The organism is Pseudomonas sp. RIT409 (genome assembly GCF_003052515.2).
Taxonomy (GTDB): Bacteria; Pseudomonadota; Gammaproteobacteria; order Pseudomonadales; family Pseudomonadaceae; genus Aquipseudomonas.
Genome location: NZ_QARE02000009.1, coordinates 190,074 through 208,876, shown reverse-complemented (window position 1 = coordinate 208,876; position 18,803 = coordinate 190,074). Strand labels below are relative to the sequence as shown.

General features: G+C 58.2%; 19 protein-coding genes. 13 read left to right on the top strand and 6 right to left on the bottom strand.

Annotated features, from left to right (window positions below):
* Window positions 1–164: 164 nt before the first annotated feature.
* The 3 genes from DBP26_RS13975 to DBP26_RS27310 all read left to right on the top strand — a co-directional run bounded on the left by DBP26_RS13975 (window position 165) and on the right by DBP26_RS27310 (window position 2,328).
* Window positions 165–755 (top strand): TetR family transcriptional regulator, encoded by a 591-nt coding sequence (locus DBP26_RS13975; RefSeq protein WP_108240513.1) that lies wholly within the window; start codon window positions 165–167, stop codon window positions 753–755.
* A gap of 280 nt (window positions 756–1,035) precedes the next feature.
* Window positions 1,036–2,013, top strand: coding sequence for an MFS transporter (locus DBP26_RS13970; protein WP_256601430.1), 978 nt, complete (start codon window positions 1,036–1,038; stop codon window positions 2,011–2,013).
* Between the two features lie 36 nt (window positions 2,014–2,049).
* Window positions 2,050–2,328, top strand: a complete 279-nt coding sequence (locus tag DBP26_RS27310) for a hypothetical protein (protein WP_256601431.1) — start codon at window positions 2,050–2,052, stop codon at window positions 2,326–2,328.
* 165 nt (window positions 2,329–2,493) lie between these two features.
* Here the strand turns inward: DBP26_RS27310 and DBP26_RS13965 are convergent, their stop codons facing one another.
* On the bottom strand, window positions 2,494–4,182 hold the full coding sequence (locus tag DBP26_RS13965) for a methyl-accepting chemotaxis protein (protein WP_108240514.1): 1,689 nt from the start codon (window positions 4,180–4,182) through the stop codon (window positions 2,494–2,496).
* A gap of 393 nt (window positions 4,183–4,575) precedes the next feature.
* Here DBP26_RS13965 and DBP26_RS13960 point away from each other — a divergent pair, with 393 nt between their 5' ends.
* The 6 genes from DBP26_RS13960 (at window position 4,576) to DBP26_RS13935 (ending at window position 9,850) form a co-directional block, all read left to right on the top strand.
* A complete protein-coding gene (locus DBP26_RS13960) occupies window positions 4,576–6,411 on the top strand; it encodes a type VI secretion system tip protein VgrG (protein WP_108576130.1) in 1,836 nt (611 codons plus the stop codon).
* 29 nt (window positions 6,412–6,440) lie between these two features.
* Window positions 6,441–7,049, top strand: coding sequence for a DcrB-related protein (locus tag DBP26_RS13955; RefSeq protein ID WP_108238147.1), 609 nt, complete (start codon window positions 6,441–6,443; stop codon window positions 7,047–7,049).
* Window positions 7,046–8,287: a PAAR domain-containing protein gene (locus DBP26_RS13950; protein WP_108576129.1), complete on the top strand. Its 1,242-nt coding sequence runs from the start codon at window positions 7,046–7,048 to the stop codon at window positions 8,285–8,287. Before DBP26_RS13955 ends, DBP26_RS13950 begins: the two co-directional genes overlap by 4 nt.
* Window positions 8,288–8,295: 8 nt before the next feature.
* Window positions 8,296–8,739 carry an SMI1/KNR4 family protein gene (locus DBP26_RS13945; protein WP_108237984.1) on the top strand — a complete coding sequence of 148 codons (444 nt, stop codon included), beginning with the start codon at window positions 8,296–8,298 and terminating at the stop codon, window positions 8,737–8,739.
* A gap of 383 nt (window positions 8,740–9,122) precedes the next feature.
* Window positions 9,123–9,545, top strand: a complete 423-nt coding sequence (locus DBP26_RS13940; RefSeq protein ID WP_108237985.1) for a hypothetical protein — start codon at window positions 9,123–9,125, stop codon at window positions 9,543–9,545.
* Window positions 9,546–9,598: 53 nt separating this feature from the next.
* Window positions 9,599–9,850, top strand: coding sequence for a suppressor of fused domain protein (locus DBP26_RS13935; protein WP_108237986.1), 252 nt, complete (start codon window positions 9,599–9,601; stop codon window positions 9,848–9,850).
* 375 nt (window positions 9,851–10,225) lie between these two features.
* On the opposite strand, the gene DBP26_RS13930 is transcribed toward DBP26_RS13935, so the two are convergent.
* The 5 genes from DBP26_RS13930 to DBP26_RS13910 form a co-directional block, all read right to left on the bottom strand.
* The gene (locus DBP26_RS13930) at window positions 10,226–10,489 is read right to left on the bottom strand and encodes a hypothetical protein (protein WP_108237987.1); all 264 of its coding nucleotides are present in this window, start codon (window positions 10,487–10,489) and stop codon (window positions 10,226–10,228) included.
* Window positions 10,490–10,629: 140 nt separating this feature from the next.
* The gene (locus DBP26_RS13925) at window positions 10,630–11,961 is read right to left on the bottom strand and encodes an OprD family porin (RefSeq protein ID WP_108237988.1); all 1,332 of its coding nucleotides are present in this window, start codon (window positions 11,959–11,961) and stop codon (window positions 10,630–10,632) included.
* A 211-nt stretch (window positions 11,962–12,172) separates the two neighbouring features.
* Window positions 12,173–12,490, bottom strand: a complete 318-nt coding sequence (locus DBP26_RS13920) for an antibiotic biosynthesis monooxygenase family protein (RefSeq protein ID WP_108237989.1) — start codon at window positions 12,488–12,490, stop codon at window positions 12,173–12,175.
* Window positions 12,491–12,758: 268 nt separating this feature from the next.
* Window positions 12,759–13,055 (bottom strand): hypothetical protein, encoded by a 297-nt coding sequence (locus DBP26_RS26960; protein WP_158541431.1) that lies wholly within the window; start codon window positions 13,053–13,055, stop codon window positions 12,759–12,761.
* 102 nt (window positions 13,056–13,157) lie between these two features.
* Window positions 13,158–13,841, bottom strand: a complete 684-nt coding sequence (locus DBP26_RS13910; RefSeq protein WP_158541432.1) for a GntR family transcriptional regulator — start codon at window positions 13,839–13,841, stop codon at window positions 13,158–13,160.
* Window positions 13,842–14,089: 248 nt separating this feature from the next.
* Here DBP26_RS13910 and DBP26_RS13905 point away from each other — a divergent pair, with 248 nt between their 5' ends.
* The 4 genes from DBP26_RS13905 to pstS all read left to right on the top strand — a co-directional run bounded on the left by DBP26_RS13905 (window position 14,090) and on the right by pstS (window position 18,773).
* Entirely contained in the window at window positions 14,090–14,887 is a 798-nt protein-coding gene (locus tag DBP26_RS13905; RefSeq protein ID WP_108237992.1) for an enoyl-CoA hydratase-related protein, read from the top strand.
* A 1-nt stretch (window position 14,888) separates the two neighbouring features.
* Window positions 14,889–16,082, top strand: coding sequence for a CoA transferase (locus DBP26_RS13900; RefSeq protein WP_218565120.1), 1,194 nt, complete (start codon window positions 14,889–14,891; stop codon window positions 16,080–16,082).
* A 53-nt stretch (window positions 16,083–16,135) separates the two neighbouring features.
* Window positions 16,136–17,443, top strand: coding sequence for an MFS transporter (locus DBP26_RS13895; RefSeq protein ID WP_108237993.1), 1,308 nt, complete (start codon window positions 16,136–16,138; stop codon window positions 17,441–17,443).
* Window positions 17,444–17,756: 313 nt separating this feature from the next.
* Window positions 17,757–18,773, top strand: coding sequence for a phosphate ABC transporter substrate-binding protein PstS (gene pstS, locus DBP26_RS13890; protein ID WP_108237994.1), 1,017 nt, complete (start codon window positions 17,757–17,759; stop codon window positions 18,771–18,773).
* Window positions 18,774–18,803 lie beyond the last annotated feature (30 nt).

Sequence of the window (18,803 nt, the reverse complement as noted above, 5' to 3'; positions counted from 1 at the left end):
TGCGGCGCCCAGGCAGAAATAGCTGAAAAGCGCGTAGAGCCGACCCACTGGCGCGCCTGGCCAGGCGTCAATCCCTGAACAATTAGGTAAGCTTTCTCTACCCCATGACGCACCCCATGACGCCACGGCCCCGCCTGGCCTCGGGTGCAGACACAGGAACAGCCATGAAAAAATCCAAAGCCGAGACCGCACAGACCCGCAAACGGATAGTTGACGTCGCGTCGCGGGAATTCAAGCGAACCGGCATCCAGGCGACACGGGTCTCGGACATCATGGCCGCCGCCGGTTTGACCCATGGCGGGTTTTATCGCCACTTCGATTCCAAGGAACAACTGCTGGCCGAAGCCTGCGCGACGGCCATGCAACGGATCGCCGAGAAGGCCAGCGCGGCGGTCGGCGGCGGGGAGCGCGGGCTCGCCGACTATTTCAACGACTTTCTATCCCTGACTCAGCACGACGACTGCGCACGCAGTTGCACCTTCGTCACGATGGGCAGCGAGCTGGCGCGTGCCGACGAGCATACGCGGCATGCGATTTCGGAAGGTTTTCGCACCTGGATCGACATCCTGGCCAGGCAGGCCGAGGAGCAGGGCTCGACCCACGCCCGTGCCGACGCAATGTTCAGGTTGGCCGCGATGATCGGTGCCGTGACCTTGGCCCGTATGCTCGACGATCCCGAACTCGCCAACGAGGTGCTGGCCCAGGCCCGTCAGCGGCTGGCCGAGCCTGCAGGGAATCGCCCGACTGCCGACTGATCCTCGCCCTCGGCCAGGCTCGACGGGTGAGACACACCAGAGAGAGCCAAGAAACCGCTTTAGATTGCAATCATCATCTAACAAATGTTAGATTCTGTTTCGACGCGCTTTGCATGACGGTCGACCTATCATCCCGCAAGGCTCATTCCCACCTTTTCGTTCAATGATTACTGAGGCTCGGCTCCAGGAACGGCGCCTGCACGCAACGCATGACGTTCCGCAGGCCGTGGCCGGGTGCTGCCGCGGTGATTCAAGCGAAGCCCATTTGATCGAGGTAATCATGCTGTCTGAATGGCTTTCACACGCCCTCACGCGTCGAGGTATCCACTATGGCTGGGCCATGGTGGCGGTGACGTTCCTGGCTTCGTTGGTCAGCGCGGCGGCGGTCGGTGCGCCGGGCATTTTCATCGTGCCCATGCAGATGGAGTTTGGCTGGAACACGGTGGACATTTCCTCGGCGCTGTCGATTCGCTTCATTCTGTTCGGCCTGACCGCCCCCTTCGCAGCAGCGTTGATGAGCAAGTACGGCCCGCGGAACGTGACCATTTCCGCGATCATCGTGATCATGACCAGCCTGTTGCTGTCCCTGGGCATGACACAGGTCTGGCAACTGATGGCGCTGTGGGGGATCGGTGTAGGGGTCGGTGCCGGGATGACCGCGTTGGTGCTTGGCGCGGTGGTCTCGTCACGCTGGTTCAATCATCGCAGGGGCCTGGTCGTTGGCGTGCTCACGGCCAGCAATGCGACGGGCCAGCTGATCTTCATGCCACTGCTGGCCAGCGTGTCCGACCATTATGGATGGCGCTGGGCCCTGGTGGTGCTGTCGACGATGTTGGCGGTGGCGGCGGTCGCGGTGTTGATGATCATGCGCGACCGTCCCAGTGATCTGGGGCTGCGGCCTTATGGCGATACCGGCACAGCGCCAATCGCTGAACCGGCGCAAAACGGTCATTCGATTTTCGCCGCCACCCTCACAACGCTTCGCGACGCTGCCAAGACCCGCGTGTTCTGGATTCTGTTCGGCACCTTCTTCGTCTGCGGCGCCAGTACTTCCGGCCTGGTGCAGGTGCACCTAATCCCACTGTGTGGCGGCTTCGGCATCAGCCCGCTGCAGGCGTCCGGTCTGCTGGCGGCCATGGGTTTCTGCGATTTGATCGGGACGGTCTTGTCAGGCTGGCTGTCCGACCGCTTCGACAACCGGTACCTGCTGTTCTGGTATTACGGCCTGCGGGGTTTGTCGCTGATCGCCTTGCCTTAATCGGATTTCTCCCTCCTCGGTCTGTCGGCGTTCGCGGTGTTCTACGGCCTGGACTGGATCGCCACGGTCCCTCCCACCGTGCGCCTGGCCATCAGCCGCTTCGGGCCGGAGCGGGCAGGGTTGGTGTTTGGCTGGGTGTTCGCAGGCCATCAGATCGGCGCCGCGTTTGCCGCTTTCGCTGCCGGCTGGTCGCGGGAGAACGTCTCCAGTTACCTTCCTGCTTTCATGGCGGCGGGCGTGTTGTGCCTGGTGGCCTCTGCCGTGATCATGACCGTGCGCCGTGAAAAAACTGCACCGGTGCTCGCCACGCCTTGAAACCGCAGGGCTTTCAAGCCCTCAAGCACAGAGTGCCCGGAGACTGGAAACCGCCTGAATCCGGGCACCGCATAGCGCTTGATCGCTTGCGCATCCCTTGCGCTGTTCCACACGGCGCCCGCCGCTCGCCCCCGAAGTTCCCTAACCGCTGGCTGCATACAGCTGCTAGGCGATGTCCCGCACCCGATGGGCGGCCGGGCGCGGGGTGTCAGCGCTCGAGACATGGAAGAAGCTGACCTTGTCCATCAGTCCGCTGGCGACGTTGGCCAGTTCCTCGCTGGAGCTGGCCACGTCGGCGGAATTGACCGAGGTCCGCTGGGCCGCAACGTGGATGCGCGCGATGTTCTGGCTGGCGTCCTGCACCGCCGCACCTTGTTGCGCCGAAGCGCTGGCAATGTGGGCGTTCATGTCGCTAATGGCGCTGACCTCACGGCTGATGGTGGTCAGCGACTGCTCGGCAACCCGCGTTTGTTCCAGCGTCTGCTCGGCCATCTCGCGGCTGTTCTGCATGATCGACGCCGCATGACTCGAACCGCTCTGCAACTGGCCGACCATGTTTCGAATCTGCTGGGTGGATTCCTGGGTGCGGGTCGCCAGAGACCTGACTTCCTCGGCGACGACCGCGAACCCGCGCCCGAACTCGCCCGCTCGGGCCGCCTCAATGGCCGCATTGAGCGCCAGCAGGTTGGTGCGTTCGGCGATGGAGTTGATCACCCCGACAATCGTTTCGATCGATTGACTGTCGTGGGCCAGTTGGACCACCGAGGACGATGCATCATTGAGCAGGTCCGACAGATCGCGCATGGCAACGCTCGCGTTTTCGACGACTCGCTTGCCGCTTTCCACCTCATGGTCAGCGGTACTCGACGCCTTCGCCGCGGTCTCGGCGTAACGGGCAATCTCGCTGCCGGAGGTGGCCATTTGCGAGAGAGCGGTGGCGATCTTTTCGGTTTCTTCGGCCTGGATACGCAACTGCTGGTTGTTCAACTCCGAACTGTTCTTGAGCTGGCGCGACGAGCCTTGCAGCTCGATGGCCGCGGATGTCACGCGGGTCAGCGTATCGGAAAGGCGTTGATTGCTCTCCCGCAGGGCGCCCATGACGCTTTGCGGGTACCGCGTTTCGATGGCGTTGTTGATCTCACCGTTGGCCAGTTCGCGAATGTGTTCGGCCACGGCTTCGGGCTCTGCACCCAAGGTCGATTTGATGTTGCGGATGATCAGGATCGAAGCGAGGACGCAAATCAGGGCGGCGACGCTGGTGCTCAACAGCATCAGACGCGCGAAGCTCCCTGCGGTGTCCCGAATGATCTGCACGTTTTTGCCGGTATCGGCTTCCTGCAAATCGATGAAGTCATTGATGCGCTTGAGCCACTCCCGGTATGCGCCGGCCACCTGCTCGCGCAACAACGCCTGGGCCTGGTCGGTCTGGTTGTCGCGACGAAGCCCGAGCAACTGTCGGGTCAGCGGTTGAGCGAGATTTTCCTGAGCGATGATCGCCTCCAGTCGGGTCTTGTCCAACTCGGAAGCGCCTTTGCCTTGCACCACTTCATGCAGTGGCTTGGCCGAGGTCTGGTAGAACTGGTCCAATTGCTCGATGGTCGCCACGTAGCGTTTAAAGGCGGCGTCGTCGTTGGCCAGAATGGCGTCCCGAATCGCGATCGCCCGGTCGTGCACGCTGCCGCGCAGGTTAATGGCATAGCGTTGCTTGACCGTCGAGTTTTCACTCACTTCGGTCAGCTTCGCTTCGATCATGTTGACGCGATAAACCCCGATCAGTGTGACCACGATCATTAAAGCCAGCATCAGTCCGAAGCCAAGCCCGAGCCGCTGAGCGACGGTCATTTTGTTGGCCATGAAACACTCCGAAGTCCATCAGGACGCGATTGATTGAGATAGGTGCCTTTATGGCACAGTGCAATCATCGCTGAGCCCACGCTATCGAGCTCATGAAAACAGCTAATTCGTCTCATCAGTAATAACGATAGTGGGGTGTGAACCGAGAGCGATACCGAGTGGTCTCAGAGCGCTTGCGCGGTATCCGTGTGATCTGAACTCAAGGAGGTCGGTAGTTCAGGTCCTACACGGGGTTCAGAACAGTCGCACCGGGCGCGAAGCGCTTGTAGCGCGATTCGCCCGCGAAAATAAGCGAGGGTGCCAACAGGAAACTCTGTTCTCCCCGGTTGCTCGTAACCTGTTGTTGCCGAGCATGGCGGTAGCGTTGTTCCCCATGCCTCCAAGGAGATACACATGTCGATGGACCTTGCCGCGTTGTTCACTCCCCAGAACCGGCGTCTATTCAAGTTCAAGAATTTGGCCAACCCCGAGCAGCAACTGCTCATCGAGTCTTTCAAGGGGCGCGAAGGGTTGTCGCAGGCCTACAGCTTCGAGCTGCTGCTGGTGTGCGAAGATTCCGGGGTCGAGCTCAAGTCGATGATGGGCCAACACGTGACCATCGAGATCGAGCTGGCCACCGGCTCGCCGCGCTACATCGCGGGCTACCTGACCCGCTTCGCCAGCATCGGCAGCGATGGTGGCATGGCCCGTTACACTGCGACCCTCAACCCCTGGTTCTCGATGCTGAAAAACCGCTTCGACACGCGGATTTTTCAAGGTAACACGGTCGAGGAAGTGGTCACTCAGGTCTTCGCATTGTGCACCGCATTCTCCCGCCACGAGTTCCGCCTGACCAAACCCCAGAAGCGCTACACCTACATCACCCAATACCGTGAAACGGACTTCAATTTCGTCCAGCGCTTGCTGGAAGAAGAGGGCATGTTCTATTACTTCGAGCACACTGCCGAAGGCCACACCATGATCATCTGCGATGACTCCAGCACGCTGGTGGCATTGCCTGAACAGCCTCAGATCCGCTTTCACACCGCCTCTGTCACCGAAACCACCGACTCCATCACCCAGTGGAGCGGCAACCGCCAGCTTCAGTCAGGCAAGATCGCCGTGCAGACCTTCGACTACCGCCAGCCGAAAAACCGCCTGCCGGTGACGATGAACAGCCTGAACAAGCAAGGTGACGTCGAGAACTTTGAAATCTACGACTTCCCCGGCCAGTACACCCACGGCACCTACGACGAGGGCGAAGCCTTGGTCCGCCTGCGCGTCGAGGCCCTGGAACTCAAGGGCAAGACATTCAGCGGCGCCAGCAACTGCCGGGCGATGAAGCCTGGCTACACCTTCGAACTGCTGCAGCACTACGACCACGATCAGGGCTCGGCCGAAGACCGGCAATTCCTGCTGATGAGCATCGACAGCGAAGGGCACAACAACTACCTCAACGGCCACCCGGCAAGCTACGACAACACCTTCACCTGCGTGCGCAAAAAGATTCCGTTCCGCCCGCAACTGTCCACGCCGCGCCCGACGATTGCCGGTCCCCAGACCGCCCTCATCGTCGGCCCGCCGGGCGAAGAAATCTTCACCGACGAACTGGGCCGCGTGAAGATCCAGTTCCACTGGGACCGCAACGGCCAATACAACGACCACAGCTCCTGCTGGGTCCGCGTCGCCCAGTCGGGTGCCAGCGGCGGATTCGGCAGCATCCAGATTCCACGTGTGGGGGATGAAGTCGTGGTCGTCTTCCTCGACGGCAATCCGGACCGCCCCTTGATCATGGGCAGCCTCTACAACAGCCAGAACACGCCCCCGTGGTCACTGCCGGCGAACAAGACCCAGAGTGGGTTTTTGACGCGGTCGATGAAGGGCAAGGGGTCCAATGCCAACTTCTTCCGGTTCGAAGACAAGGCCGGCGCCGAGCAGATTATTCTGCACGCCGAGCGCAATCTGGACACGGAGATCGAGGCCGATGAAACCCATGAAGTCGGTGGCAACCGGACGATCAAGGTCGACGGCAAACACGCCGAGACCATCAAGCTGGAAACCAGCATCGCAGTGTCCGACGGCTCCTATTACGTCACCGTCGATCAAGGTGAAGTAAAGATCAAGGCGGCGACGTCCATCACCTTAGAGGTGGGTGCCAGCAAGCTGATCATGAATTCGGATGGGACGATTACCCTGTCTGGCAAGGTGGTCGACGTCGAAGGCTCGACCATCATCAACCTGAATAAATAAGCTGACGGACAAGGACCGCCCTCATGGAGATGTATCCCAAGCGAACCAGCATGTACGATCGGATTTCGGAAAAGCGCATCCGTGAACAGCAACGTCAGGAAGAAGAACGGCTGGCACAAGAAGCGCTTGAAGTACCCCCACCACCGCCCGAACGGTTTCTGACCAACGAGCTGAGCTTCATCAGGCCCGTTGGGTTCAAGGACAAGACCTTTCATGTGTTCACGCTCACTGATATCGGACCCAGTCCCATGTCGGTGGTGGTGGGCCGATCGGCGGTCGAGGGCGATGCTGATCTGGAAACCGTCGCGCAGCAATTGCTCAAAGAACTTGGAAAGTCTCTTTCACACCTGCAGTGGGTCGAGCCGCTTTTTCCTACCCAAATCGCGGGCGTCGAAGCAAGGCAGGTGGAGTTCAAATGGCGACAGCAAGGCCAGCCTGTGCATCAGCTGCAAGTCATTTTTCTGCATCATGACGAGCAGCAGCAGCCCTTGCTGATGCAAATCACCGGGACCAGCAACAACGCAAAAGGCATGACCCCAGAGGAGCGCGCTGCGTTCTTTTCCATCATCGACACGCTTGAGTTACGGCGTGTGGGTGACCCAGAGGATAAGGGCAATGGAGAGGCTGTGGCCGTATGAGTGCCGCAGCTGCACGGGACGACGATCCCATTGAGCACTCCAGAGCACTCGGCGGGCTCCTGGCCGGACTCGCCATTGGCGCTGGTGCAGTACTGGTCGGTATTGCAATTGTCGGGACCGGTGGATTCGGCGCAGTGGCGCTGGCCGCTATGGTCGGTGCAGGCGCAGCCACGGGCGCCGGGATCGGACAATTGATCGGAAGCCTGTCGTTTGCCTGCCATGACGCGGGGAAGATCTTGACGGGGTCGCCCAACGTCCACATCAACGGCAGGGCCGCGGCTCGCGCGCATGTCGATACCGGTCATTGCGACAAGCACAGTTCCTCGCCGCAAATTCTTGCGCAAGGCAGCAACACCGTTCATATCAATGGTCAGCCAGCGGCGCGAGTGGGCGATCGGACGGTCTGCGACGGGAAGATCAGTGCCGGTTCGGGCAATGTCAATATCGGGGGCGGGACTGAAACGACCGATGCTATCAACCCAGAAGTGCCGGGATGGCTCGAGCGCGGCATTCTCGGGCTGGGCCTAGCCAGCGCCTTCGTATTGGCGAGCCCGGTGATCGTCATCGCTGGCCTGGTGGGAGGGATAACTGGCGGCCTGGGCGGAAACTGGGGGGGAGGAAAGTTATTCGGCGAGGGCTCTGATGGTCAGAAACTGATGGCCTTCGGCGGAGCGTTGCTGGGCGGTGGGCTAGGCGGTAAGGGCGGGAAGTGGTTTGATGCGCGGTATGAGATAAAGGTTCAAGGAGTAGGATCTAATTTTGGGAATGTGGAGATTGTTCCGAGAGGCAAGGTCGCGGTGGTTCCACTTCCGCGACCCGCGTCTTATAGCAGGGATGCTGAGTTTTTTAGCAAGAATCCAGTGGACTGGAGTGCGACCCGACCTGCTGGAACAAAATACAACTATAAAGTTTTTCAGAGGAACGACATCAATTGGAGTCAGATCAGAACATCCGGGGATAAAAGATTTATTGGAAAATCTAACTTGGAAGCTTCAGCTAAAGGATTGCCTCCTCAGCTGCCTGATGGTAGCTTTGCAACCTTACATCATCTTGGTCAAAAGGCTCCCGGGCCGCTCGTTGAAGGTAGTACCCGCTATCATGGAGTTGGAAAGCCTGGTCAAGATATATTGCATAGTCAGTACGGAAGAAGTAAGCCTCATCCAACCATACAGCCCGATAGGAAAAAATTCGACGTGGATACTCGCGAATATTGGAAATGGCGATCTGAGAACAATTAGGAGTAGTGATGACTGACATTGCGAAGCTGAAAGACAAATACATTGCAATATATGGTTTTGAAGGATGTTCTGCTGAAGAACTACGCCAAATTGAGGATGCTCTTGGTGTAAGACTTCCAGATGACTTTAAAATAATATCGGAATTTTATAGTGGCGGCTTCCTCGGGGGCATTAGCCATCATGAAATCGCGGCCCATGGCGAGGCAACTAATATTGTCCAAGAGACCCTAAGGATAAGAGCAGCCACCGGCCTGAGTCAGGACTATGTAGTTCTAGCTGAACCGTCCGGAAGCTTGATCGTGCTTAACGTTACAAGACCTCCATCAGTTATCTGGTGCGACGCCGTTGAGGTAAATAAGCTGAATACCATGGAATTTGTCAATGAGCCCGACAGTTGGAGTAGCTACGCGAGTTTTTTTGAATATCTATTGAGTCACGAGGATGAGGAATAGATATGCATGGCCAGGTTTTTCCTTTGCTATTTTTAGTATTGGCTAACCATCACTTAAAGAGTTTGATTTTGGCAGTTGTTGGAGTTCGTGCTTGATCTTATCATTCGACGGTCATAGGCTAAGTGTCAGTGCCTCCTAAGAATCTATTAAGATGCACGCGGCATGAAGGCTATTGCGGGTTTGATGAAGAAGCTGCATCTGTAGGTGGGATTGATCAACCTCGGCACAGATTAGCATCTGCAACACACGTCTGGTCTAACGAGAACATTCCCTCTGGCAAAACTGGCTAATGCTGCTCAACACTTGCTGAACCAAGAAACTGAAATTGATAAGAGGGTCGGGGCGCAGATTAATCTGCCACTTACAGACTGATGGAGCAGAAAATGTTTTTTTTCATAGAGCCCGAAGTGGCTGGCGGATTGGGAGACGGCACTGTGATGGATACCGGTTCCCATCCTCCCATCGTTAGTCGACTTGATTACAAATTTGAGGGTTGGCTCGGTGATGAAATACTTGAAAGCTTTCCTTGTTTTATTATTACAAAATCGCTTGGGCAAAAACATTCTTCTAAAATTCTGTCGGGATTTCGTCTAGCGCCTGTACAGATCAGTAAGTCTGAGGTGTTTTTCAATATCCATGGTCATCAGGAGTTACCAGAATTTGTCTGGTTTCAAGTAACGGGCGATGCAGGTGCTGATGATTTCGGTATTGCAGAAGATCACAGGATGGTTGTTTCGGAAAATGCCTTGGCTGTCCTGCGTACTGCTCAGATGAATCATGCGGATTTTGAACATTTCAGCGAGTGATATAACACTATCTGAAAAAACATTCAGCTAGTCACGCCATTGTGTGTGCCGTGATGAAATCTTATAACTTGGATAATGTCATCTGGGCCTCACGGATAACCTTTCCGTTTCTGTGGAAGGATGGCAATTTTACAGAATTGACTCACGGTGACGTGAGAATCAATTGGGTGCAATGCATAGCGATTTCGGAGTCTGAAAGATCTCACACAAGGCGTCATAGTAGCGATGCGTTCGAGCATTTGCTTGTGGACCAGGAAGCTAAGGTTATGGAACCTGGTCGAAAGCCCGTAAGTTTCCAATCCTGAGGAGTTTCCGCTGCGCTCAAGTTAGGGTATTGGGTGACCGTTGTTGATGAGCCTCGGGTATTGGGCGCAACGGTGTTGAGGAGTCGGTGCAAAGTTCGTTCGGAAGCATTCACTGAATTTCCAACCCGTGCCTTCACTCTTCAGGACCTTCCTGGCTGTTGATGGAATTCCATGTCTTAGGTAGCGCCCGCTCGTTCTTTCAGTTCCGCGCCTGAACCCGGACATTCAAGACGGCCACCATCCCTCTGACGATCAGCGTTGCGCTGCATCTCGCCGTCAAATCGAGTGGGCCAACCGCCACGTCGGTCAGGATTAATCAAGGAACAGAGCAACTAGCTCGCCAAGCCCAGCCCACTCACCCACGCCACCCGCGCCTCAATGCACAGCCCAAGAGCGCGGCGCAGGGGTGTGGGCGAATTTGGAAATGCCCTTTACCCAGAATCGGCGATGCGGGGTTTGGTCCGGTGGGAGCAAGGGTTGGCTGGTCCATTGATGGTGGCGTTTCGAAGCCTCGCGCCAGGCCTTCCACTCCATGGCTTCGGCGGTTTCTTTGGCGGCGTGTTCGTCGTCGAACCAGCCCAGAACGGACACTTCCCCTTGTTCGCGACCGTGTTCCACCAGCAGATAGATGTCGTGCATGTTCAAGCCTTTCGTTCAGCAATGGCAGCCCAGGGTTTGGGCTCTACTCCCACGTTATCGACTTGTGATGGCAAAGGTTGAATCCGCGCATCGACGCCTAGCGCTACGCGCCGCCTGACACGACGGCGCGGGATCCTGCCTCATAGCACGGAAATCGGGTAGTCGACGATCAGGCGAAACTCGTTTTGATCACCCTCGGCCTGATCGGCGTTGCCGCGATGCCAGGCCTGGCGGATGCGAAACGACAGGTCTTTGGCCGGACCGCCCTGGATGACGTATTTGGCTTCCAGGTTGGTTTCGTGGTGCTTGCCGTCCTCGCCGTAGCCGTAGGCACGGTAGGGGCTGTCGGCGGCCATTTTGGTCCCATCGATGTCGCGGCCGTTGATATAGCGCGCCATGAAGCTCAGCCCCGGAATGCCATAAGCACTCATGGCCAGGTCGTAGCGGGCCTGCCAGGATTTTTCCCCTGGGCCATTGAAATCCGAATACTGGACCGAGTTGGCGAGGAAGATGGAATCGCCGGTGGTACCCGGCCCGTTGTCACCGAATGACACGTAGTCGAAGGGCTCATCGCCATGCACCTTCTGATAGGCGAGGGTAAAGGTGTGACCGGCCAGGAAGTTGTACGCCGCCGCCAGCGACCACGTGGTGTTGTTGACCTCGCCAGCCTCGGCTTGCCCTTCGTCGTTGGTGCGGTAGAGGTTGAAATCGAACGTCAGCGCCTGTTCGCTTGGCAAGGCCATCGCATAGTTGGCGTTGACGTAGTACTGGCGCCACACAGCCTTGAATTCAGAGCCGTAGAGCTGCACTGAAAGGCTGTCATTGATCGCGTATTTGCCCCCCACAAAATCCACCTGCCGGGTAGTGACGCCTGCGTAACTGGCGTACAACTCGCCGCTGGCGCTGGTGTGTTGCGGGCCATTCCCTGCGGTGAAATGGCCGCCTTCCAGGTCCAGGCCTGTAATTTCGCTGCTTTGCAGGCTGAAGCCCGTCGCGGTCTGTGGGAAAAGGCGGGTACCCCCAGCAGCGAAAACCGGAGCGGTGGGTTGCATCGTTCCCCATTTGAGTTCGGTTTTCGAGACGCGGATTTTGAGGGCGCCCCCTGCGGTGCCGAATTCATCTTCCGGGCTACCGCTGCTGTCCACTGGAATGTTGCCGGTGCCGGAATGCCCCGCGCCGCCATCGAGCTTGAGGCCATACCAGCCAAACGCATCCACCCCGAAGCCGACCGTGCCAGGGGTAAAACCCGAACTGAAATTGGCCAACGCCGCTTGGGACCAGTCTCGCCGATCACCGGCACCCTCTTTGCCGTCGCGGTTGAAGTAATAGTTGCGCAACAGCACATTCAACTGGGCGTCTTCGACGAAGCCTTTGGCATCGGCTTGGTCACTGACGAAGGCTTCTGCTTCTACGGATCGGACATATCCCGCCGATACCGCCAACGCGATCAGGCTTAGGCTTATCACTCTCATAATGGCATGACCTCTGGAGAATTGAGGCAAGCCGCCATTACCGCCGGGTGCAATAACCGCGCTTGCCGCACGTCGCAAAGCGTAATCCCTGAGCATGAGTTCGCCACCGCGCACCCGCAATTGCCTTCCCAACGGTTATGAATCAGACGATTGGTTTACTTAACAGGCAATTAAAGCGCTTGGTTAAAGTGCGTTGTGCAGTCGTACCGCCTCAGACGGCGCCCGGCAATTCGCAGCGTTCAACGTCGCTGTCGAACACCACCTGACGCACGAAGCAATTGCTGAGCAGTCCATTGAGGCCTTCGTTGCTGGGTTTGGCGAAGTGCTCCGACATGGCTTGGCAGGATGACCAGTGCACATCGATGACCCACAGGTCGCTGTCTTGGGCGTCTCGGTTCAGCCCACAACTCAAGCAACCGGGGAGGGAGGGTAAGCGCTCTACGACGCTGGCGAGGTACTCCCCAAGTTCCTCGGAACGTCCATGCGCGGCGTAGATTTTTACGGTGTTAGAGGCTACTTCTTGGGTCATGCGGGTGTCTCCGTCGCAACGAGATCGTCATTTCAACCGTTGCCATAGTAGTGGGGACTTGTGCAATTGCCAGTATCCAATCAGGTGATTGACGAGTAGGCCAATTAAAGGAAGTAAGGCGAGGAAAACGAGCGGCGAGCCAGACGATCGCGCAGAAGATGGGAGGAAAGCAGAAGAAATGCCGTGGCATGAAGGGCGGTGCGGATGGGCGATGCCTGATTCAAGCTTCGACAGCCATCCACACTGCCAGGGAACACATGACGGGAGCTTATTTCGACCCGCTCGAACCCGTCGAGCTGCTGCCGGTGCCGCTGCCGTTGTTCATCCCACCCTGACCGGTACTGCCATTACCGTCGGAGCTGCCCATGCCTTTAGTGCCGGGTGTCGAGGTGGTCGGCGTTTTCGGCGTGCCGTCCGTATTCGGGCCCGCGCTGCTGGAGCGAGGCCCGGTTGTGGTGCTGCTGTCGACCGGGTCGGTGGGGCCGGTGGAGCCGGCGAACGCCGAGCCGGTGGCTGCCGTCATCAGGGCTGCGAGGGTCAGGGCAGTCAATCGGGTCTTGATCATGATGTGAATCCCTTTTCTGTTGTGGATACCCATTGGTCAAGCGACGGTGTTCAGAGGTGCCCTTCTGCCGACAAGCGGTAGAGTCGGGAAGGCGATCAGGTGCTATGCGGAGCGCTGCACACTCACAATCCCGTGCTCGAGCATCGTCGCCAGAAACACATCGATCTTGTTGCGCAGGTGATCTTCCATCAGGGCGCGCAGTTTCTTGCTTTCGCCCTTTTTCAGATACGTCAGCATTTGCTCGTGCTCATTGATCGCTTGCTGCCAGCGGCCGGGGGTCGGGTTCAACCGGCGACGCACGTGGCGCAGCCGGGCGTTGAGGTTATTGAACATTTCCGACAGAACCCGGTTGTCGGCCACCTGCAGGATTTTGAGATGGATCTGCTGATTCAGATTGAAGTAGCTGCTCAGGTCGTTCTGCTCATGGGACAGCCGCATGGCGGCCTGCAAAGCCTCCAGCTCGGCGATTTCACTGGCCGATATTTTCTGACAGGCCTGTTCACCCGATAGACCTTCCAGCGCGGCTAACAGGGTCAACATGTTCGCCGCTTCTTCCAGGCTCACGCTCGCGACCCGTGCACGCCGGGTGGCGGAGATTTCCACCAGCCCTTCGCGGGCCAACATTTTGATGGCCTCACGTAACGGCGTCCGGGAAACGTCCAGTTCCTCGCACAGGGCTCGCTCCGACAGCGGCGCCCCCGGCATCAGCTCGCCACTGATGATGCGATCGCGCAGGGCAGCGTAAGCGGCCTCGTTGATATTCGTCAGCTGACCGGTTTCGGACATCCTTCCCTCTCTTGGTATCCCATACATCATTTTCATCGTGCGAGCGATTATCGCGATGACGCCGATTTTTTTCTATGGGAAATCCACGTTTAGGGGGCTGAAGGTCGAAATCGCTGGCGTCCGCGTTCATCTTTGCCCATCAGCGGCTGTCATTTTATGCAAAAAAAGCCTTGCGCATAAAAATAGTCGTCCTATATTTGGGATGCCAAACCTGTGAAATGGTATCCCAAAAATAAAAAGGTACACCTATGAACCCTCCTCATTTCCGCTCGCCAGAAGTGCTCGTTGAGCGCGACGGCGGCATTGCCACCGTTATCCTCAATCGCCCGGAAAAACTAAACGCCACCACGCTGTCGATGTGGCAGTCGCTCAATGACACGATGGCCATGCTCGATACTGACGACCAGGTACGCTGCATTGTCATCCGGGGGGCCGGGACCCGGGCGTTCGGTCCCGGCAATGACATTTCCGAATTCGAAACCCATCGTGGCAACCAGGCGCAAGCACGGCACTACGGACCCGTGATGCACGGTGCCTTGCGCACCCTTGCCCGATGCCGCCACCCGCTCGTGGCGATGATTCACGGTATCTGCGTGGGGGGCGGGCTGGGCATTGCCTCGCTCTGCAACCTGCGCATCTGCGGTGAGTCGAGTCGCTTTGGCGTACCGGTCAACAAGCTGGGCCTGGCCATGTCCCACGACGAAATGGGCGGCCTGATGCGCATTGCCGGCCCTGACGTCACGCTGGAAATGCTGTTGGAAGGCCGGGTGTTCGGCGCGCAGGAGGCGCTGCAAAAACGCATCGTCAGCCGGGTGGTGGCTGATGACGAAGTCGAAGAAGCGGCCATGCTCGCCGCGCGACGCATCGCCGATGGCGCGCCCTTGGTGGCGCGCTGGCACAAGCGCTTCGTCCAGCGCAGCCTCGACCCGTCGCCATTGAGCGCGGAGGAATACGACGAGGCGTTCGACTGCTTTGCCACCGAAGATTTTCAGATCGGCTACCAGGCCTTCCTCGCCAAACGCACACCTGTTTTCGGAGGCAAATGATATGGCCGGTCCATTGCAAGGCATGAAAGTCATCGAGCTGTCGCACATCATGTCCGGCCCCATCTGCGGGATGATGCTCGCCGACATGGGGGCCGACGTGATCAAGGTGGAAAAAATGGACGGCGACGACTGCCGGCGTTTTGCACCGATTCTCGATCACGGCGAGTCGGCGTCGTTCATGATCCTCAACCGCAACAAGCGTGACATCGCACTGAACTTGAAGACCGAAGGCGGGAAGGAGGTCTTGCGACGCATGCTCAGCGAGGCCGATGTGGTCACTGAGAACTACCGAAAAGGCACCATGGAGAAGCTTGGCCTGGGTTACGAGACGCTCAAGCAACTCAACCCGGGGCTCATTTATTGCTCGGTATCCGGGTACGGGCGTACAGGGCCGTATGCGGACAAGGGCGGTTTCGATCTCATCGCCCAAGGCTTGTCTGGTTTGATGAGCGCCACAGGCGAGCCGGGCCAGGCGCCGATCAAGGCGGGTTCGCCGATTGCCGACATCAACGCGGGCATTCTCGCGGCATTGGGCATCGCCGCCGCGTATGCCCACAAGCAGAAAACCGGCCTGGGTCAGGTCGTCGACACCTCTTTGCTGGAGGCGGGGTTCCAGCAGATGTACTGGCCAGCCGCGAATTATTTCTCCGAAGGCGTGATCCTGCCGAAGATGGGCTCGGCCAATTCCACCAGTACGCCGTATCAGGCGTTCAGGACGCAAGATGGCTGGATCAACATCGGTGCGGCCAACCAAGGCAACTACGAACGGCTGTTGCAGGTGCTGGATGCGCCCCACATCAGCGATGACCCGCGTTTTGCCACCAATGTGCTGCGCATGACTCACCGCGACGCACTGGTCGAATTGATCACGGCATGCCTGGTTCAGGACACCACGGACAACTGGGTCGCGCGGCTCGATGCGGCGGGCCTGCCGGTTGGCGCGGTGCTCGACATCTCGCAAGCCGTCGAGCATCCGCAGATTCTGGAGCGCGAGATGATCGTCGAGACCCATCATCCGGTCACCGGCGCGGCGCGCAGCATTGCCTTGCCGATCCGTTTCTCCGAGACGCCCAAGCAGGTCAACCGGCCTTCGCCCTTGTTGGGTGAGCACACTCGGGAAATTCTTGCCGAATACGGCTATGACGCCGGCCAAGTGGCCGAGTTGCTGCGAGAGGGGGCGATTCTCGCGTCCTGAAAACCTGAAAGCGCGTTAGTGAACAACTATAAAAAGCACTGAGGACCGCACTCATGAACCGTCTCAAAATCAAGGCTTCCACTGTCGTCATGGCGCTGTTGTGCCTGATGTATTTCATCACTTACGTGGACCGCGTCAACGTCAGCACCGCCGCCGGGCAGTTCAGCAGCGAGCTGGGCTTGAGCAATACGCAACTGGGTTTCATCTTCTCGGCCTTCGCGTACCCCTACATGGTGTTCCAGTTCATCGGCGGTTGGGTCAGCGACCGCTATGGCGCCAAGCGCACCCTGATCGTCTGTGCCTTTATATGGGCCGGGGCAACGGTGCTCACCGGTATGGCCGGTGGATTTTTGAGCCTGGTGGCGGCGCGCATGTTGCTGGGGTTGGGGGAGGGCGCGACCTTTCCAGCCTCGACCAGCGCGATGGCAGCCTGGGTGTCGAAGGACCGGCGCGGCTTCGCGCAAGGCATTACCCACGCAGCGGCTCGGCTGGGTAACGCCTGTGCGCCGCTGATCGTGGCGGCATTGATGACGGCCTATGACTGGCGCTTTTCGTTTTACCTGCTCGGTGGCTTGAGCTTCGGCTGGGTGGTGCTGTGGTACGTCACTTACACTGAAAAGCCCGCCGACCATCCGCGCATCACAGCTGAAGAACTGGCGGCGTTGCCAGTGCCGAAGCCCCGGCGCATCGATGCGCCGGGCACCTATGGTCGTCTGTTCCGGCGCATGTTGCCGGTGTCCAGTGTGTACTTCTGCTACAACTGGATTCTCTGGCTGATGCTCAGCTGGATCCCGATGTACTTCATGCACAACTACCAGATGAACATCAAGAATGCCGTGTTGTTCACCTCCGGGGTCTTTTTTGCCGGTGTCGTGGGTGACTTGCTCGGCGGGATGATCAGTGATCGGCTGCTGCGCAAGACCGGCAATGTGAAGGTGGCACGCAGCTACTTGGTGGCGGTCTGCATGGCGTGCACCGGGCTGTCCCTGATTCCCGTGCTGCTGTTTCAGGAGCCGATGTACTCGCTCGTGTTTCTGGCCATGGCGCTGTTTTTCAACGAGATGACGGTTGGGCCGATGTGGGCCGTGCCGATGGACATTGCGTCCGATCGCGCCGGAACGGCAAGCGGGATCATGAACGGGACGGCCGCCACGGCGACCATCATCAGCCCCGTGCTGGCCGGCTACCTGATCGATCAGACTGGCAATTGGGCATTGCCATTTCTCATCTCCATCGGGGTGCTGGCGTTCGGCGTGTTGATGACGTTCACGATGCAGCCGCAGAAAACCTTCGTGGCCGATGAGATGGACCCTGGGCAAAACTTTGAAACACATGATGCAAAGGCATCCGCCGCCAAATGACTGCCCTGAACCTCGCTTTGCCACGTAACTGACATCTTTACGTCATAAACCCCGCTGAAATCCTGTTGACGCGGGGAATAGGCGGTCGCGATGTGGCGCATTGACACTAATTCTGCGTCGTCTAGACAACCCCCGGATTCTCCAGTGAATTCGGGGGTTTAGTGTGCACAGGCTGTCAGCATCGGCCTACAAAACCAGGGGGATTTTCAGGCCTGTCTAGAGATTGTCATCAAACAGAAATGTTTGGGGTTTTAAATCTGCATCGGGTCTCGACTCTGACCACAAACCCACACTCTCTTGTTGAGGTATTGCCGTGAATCTGCTGACAAAAACACGCCTGTCACTCCTGCTGGCTTCCATGGCCCTGTCCGGAATGGCACACGCTACGGACGTCACTGGTGCTGGTTCGAGCTTCGTTTTTCCAGTCATTTCCAAATGGGCGACCGAGTACAGCACAAAATCCGGCAACAAAGTTAACTACCAATCCATCGGTTCGGGCGGTGGTATCGCGCAAATCAAGGCAGCCACCGTCGATTTCGGTGCCTCCGATGCCCCGCTGAAAGCTGAAGACCTGCAGGCCAGCGGCCTGGGCCAGTTTCCAAGCGTGATTGGCGGCATCGTGCCGGTCATCAACGTTGAAGGCGTAGAAGGCGGCAAACTGGAACTGGACGGCAAGACGCTGGCTGACATCTTCCAAGGCAAGATCACCAAATGGAACGACCCTGCGATCGCCAAGCTGAACGCCGGTCTGAAACTGCCAGAAACCAACATCACCGTCGTTCATCGTTCGGACGGCTCGGGCACTTCCTTCAACTTCACCAATTACCTGAGCAAGGTCAGCCCTGAGTGGAAATCCGCCGTGGGCGAGGGTTCCGCCGTGCAGTGGCCGGTCGGTGTCGGTGGCAAGGGCAACGAAGGGGTGGCCGCCTACGTGAAGCAGATCAAAGGCTCGATCGGCTACGTGGAGTTCGCTTACGCCAAAACCAACAACATCGCTTACGCCAAGCTGCAAAACGCGGCCGGCAAAGTGGTCGAGCCTAGCGCCAAGAGCTTCGCGGCTGCCGCGGCCACCGCTGACTGGGCGAGCGCCAAGGACTTCAACCTGATCATGACCAACGCACCGGGCGCCGAGGCATGGCCGATCACGGCAACCACCTGGATCATCATGTACAAGCAGCCGAAGAAAGCCGATGAAAGCAAGGCCGCTTTCGATTTCTTCAAGTGGTCCCTCGAGAACGGTCAGGCTCAGGCCGAGTCGCTGGACTACGTGCCATTGCCCAAAGAGCTGGTGAGCAAGATCGAGACTTACTGGAAAACCGAGTTCAAGTAACAGCTCGATGCAACCCGGCTTACCCCTGTC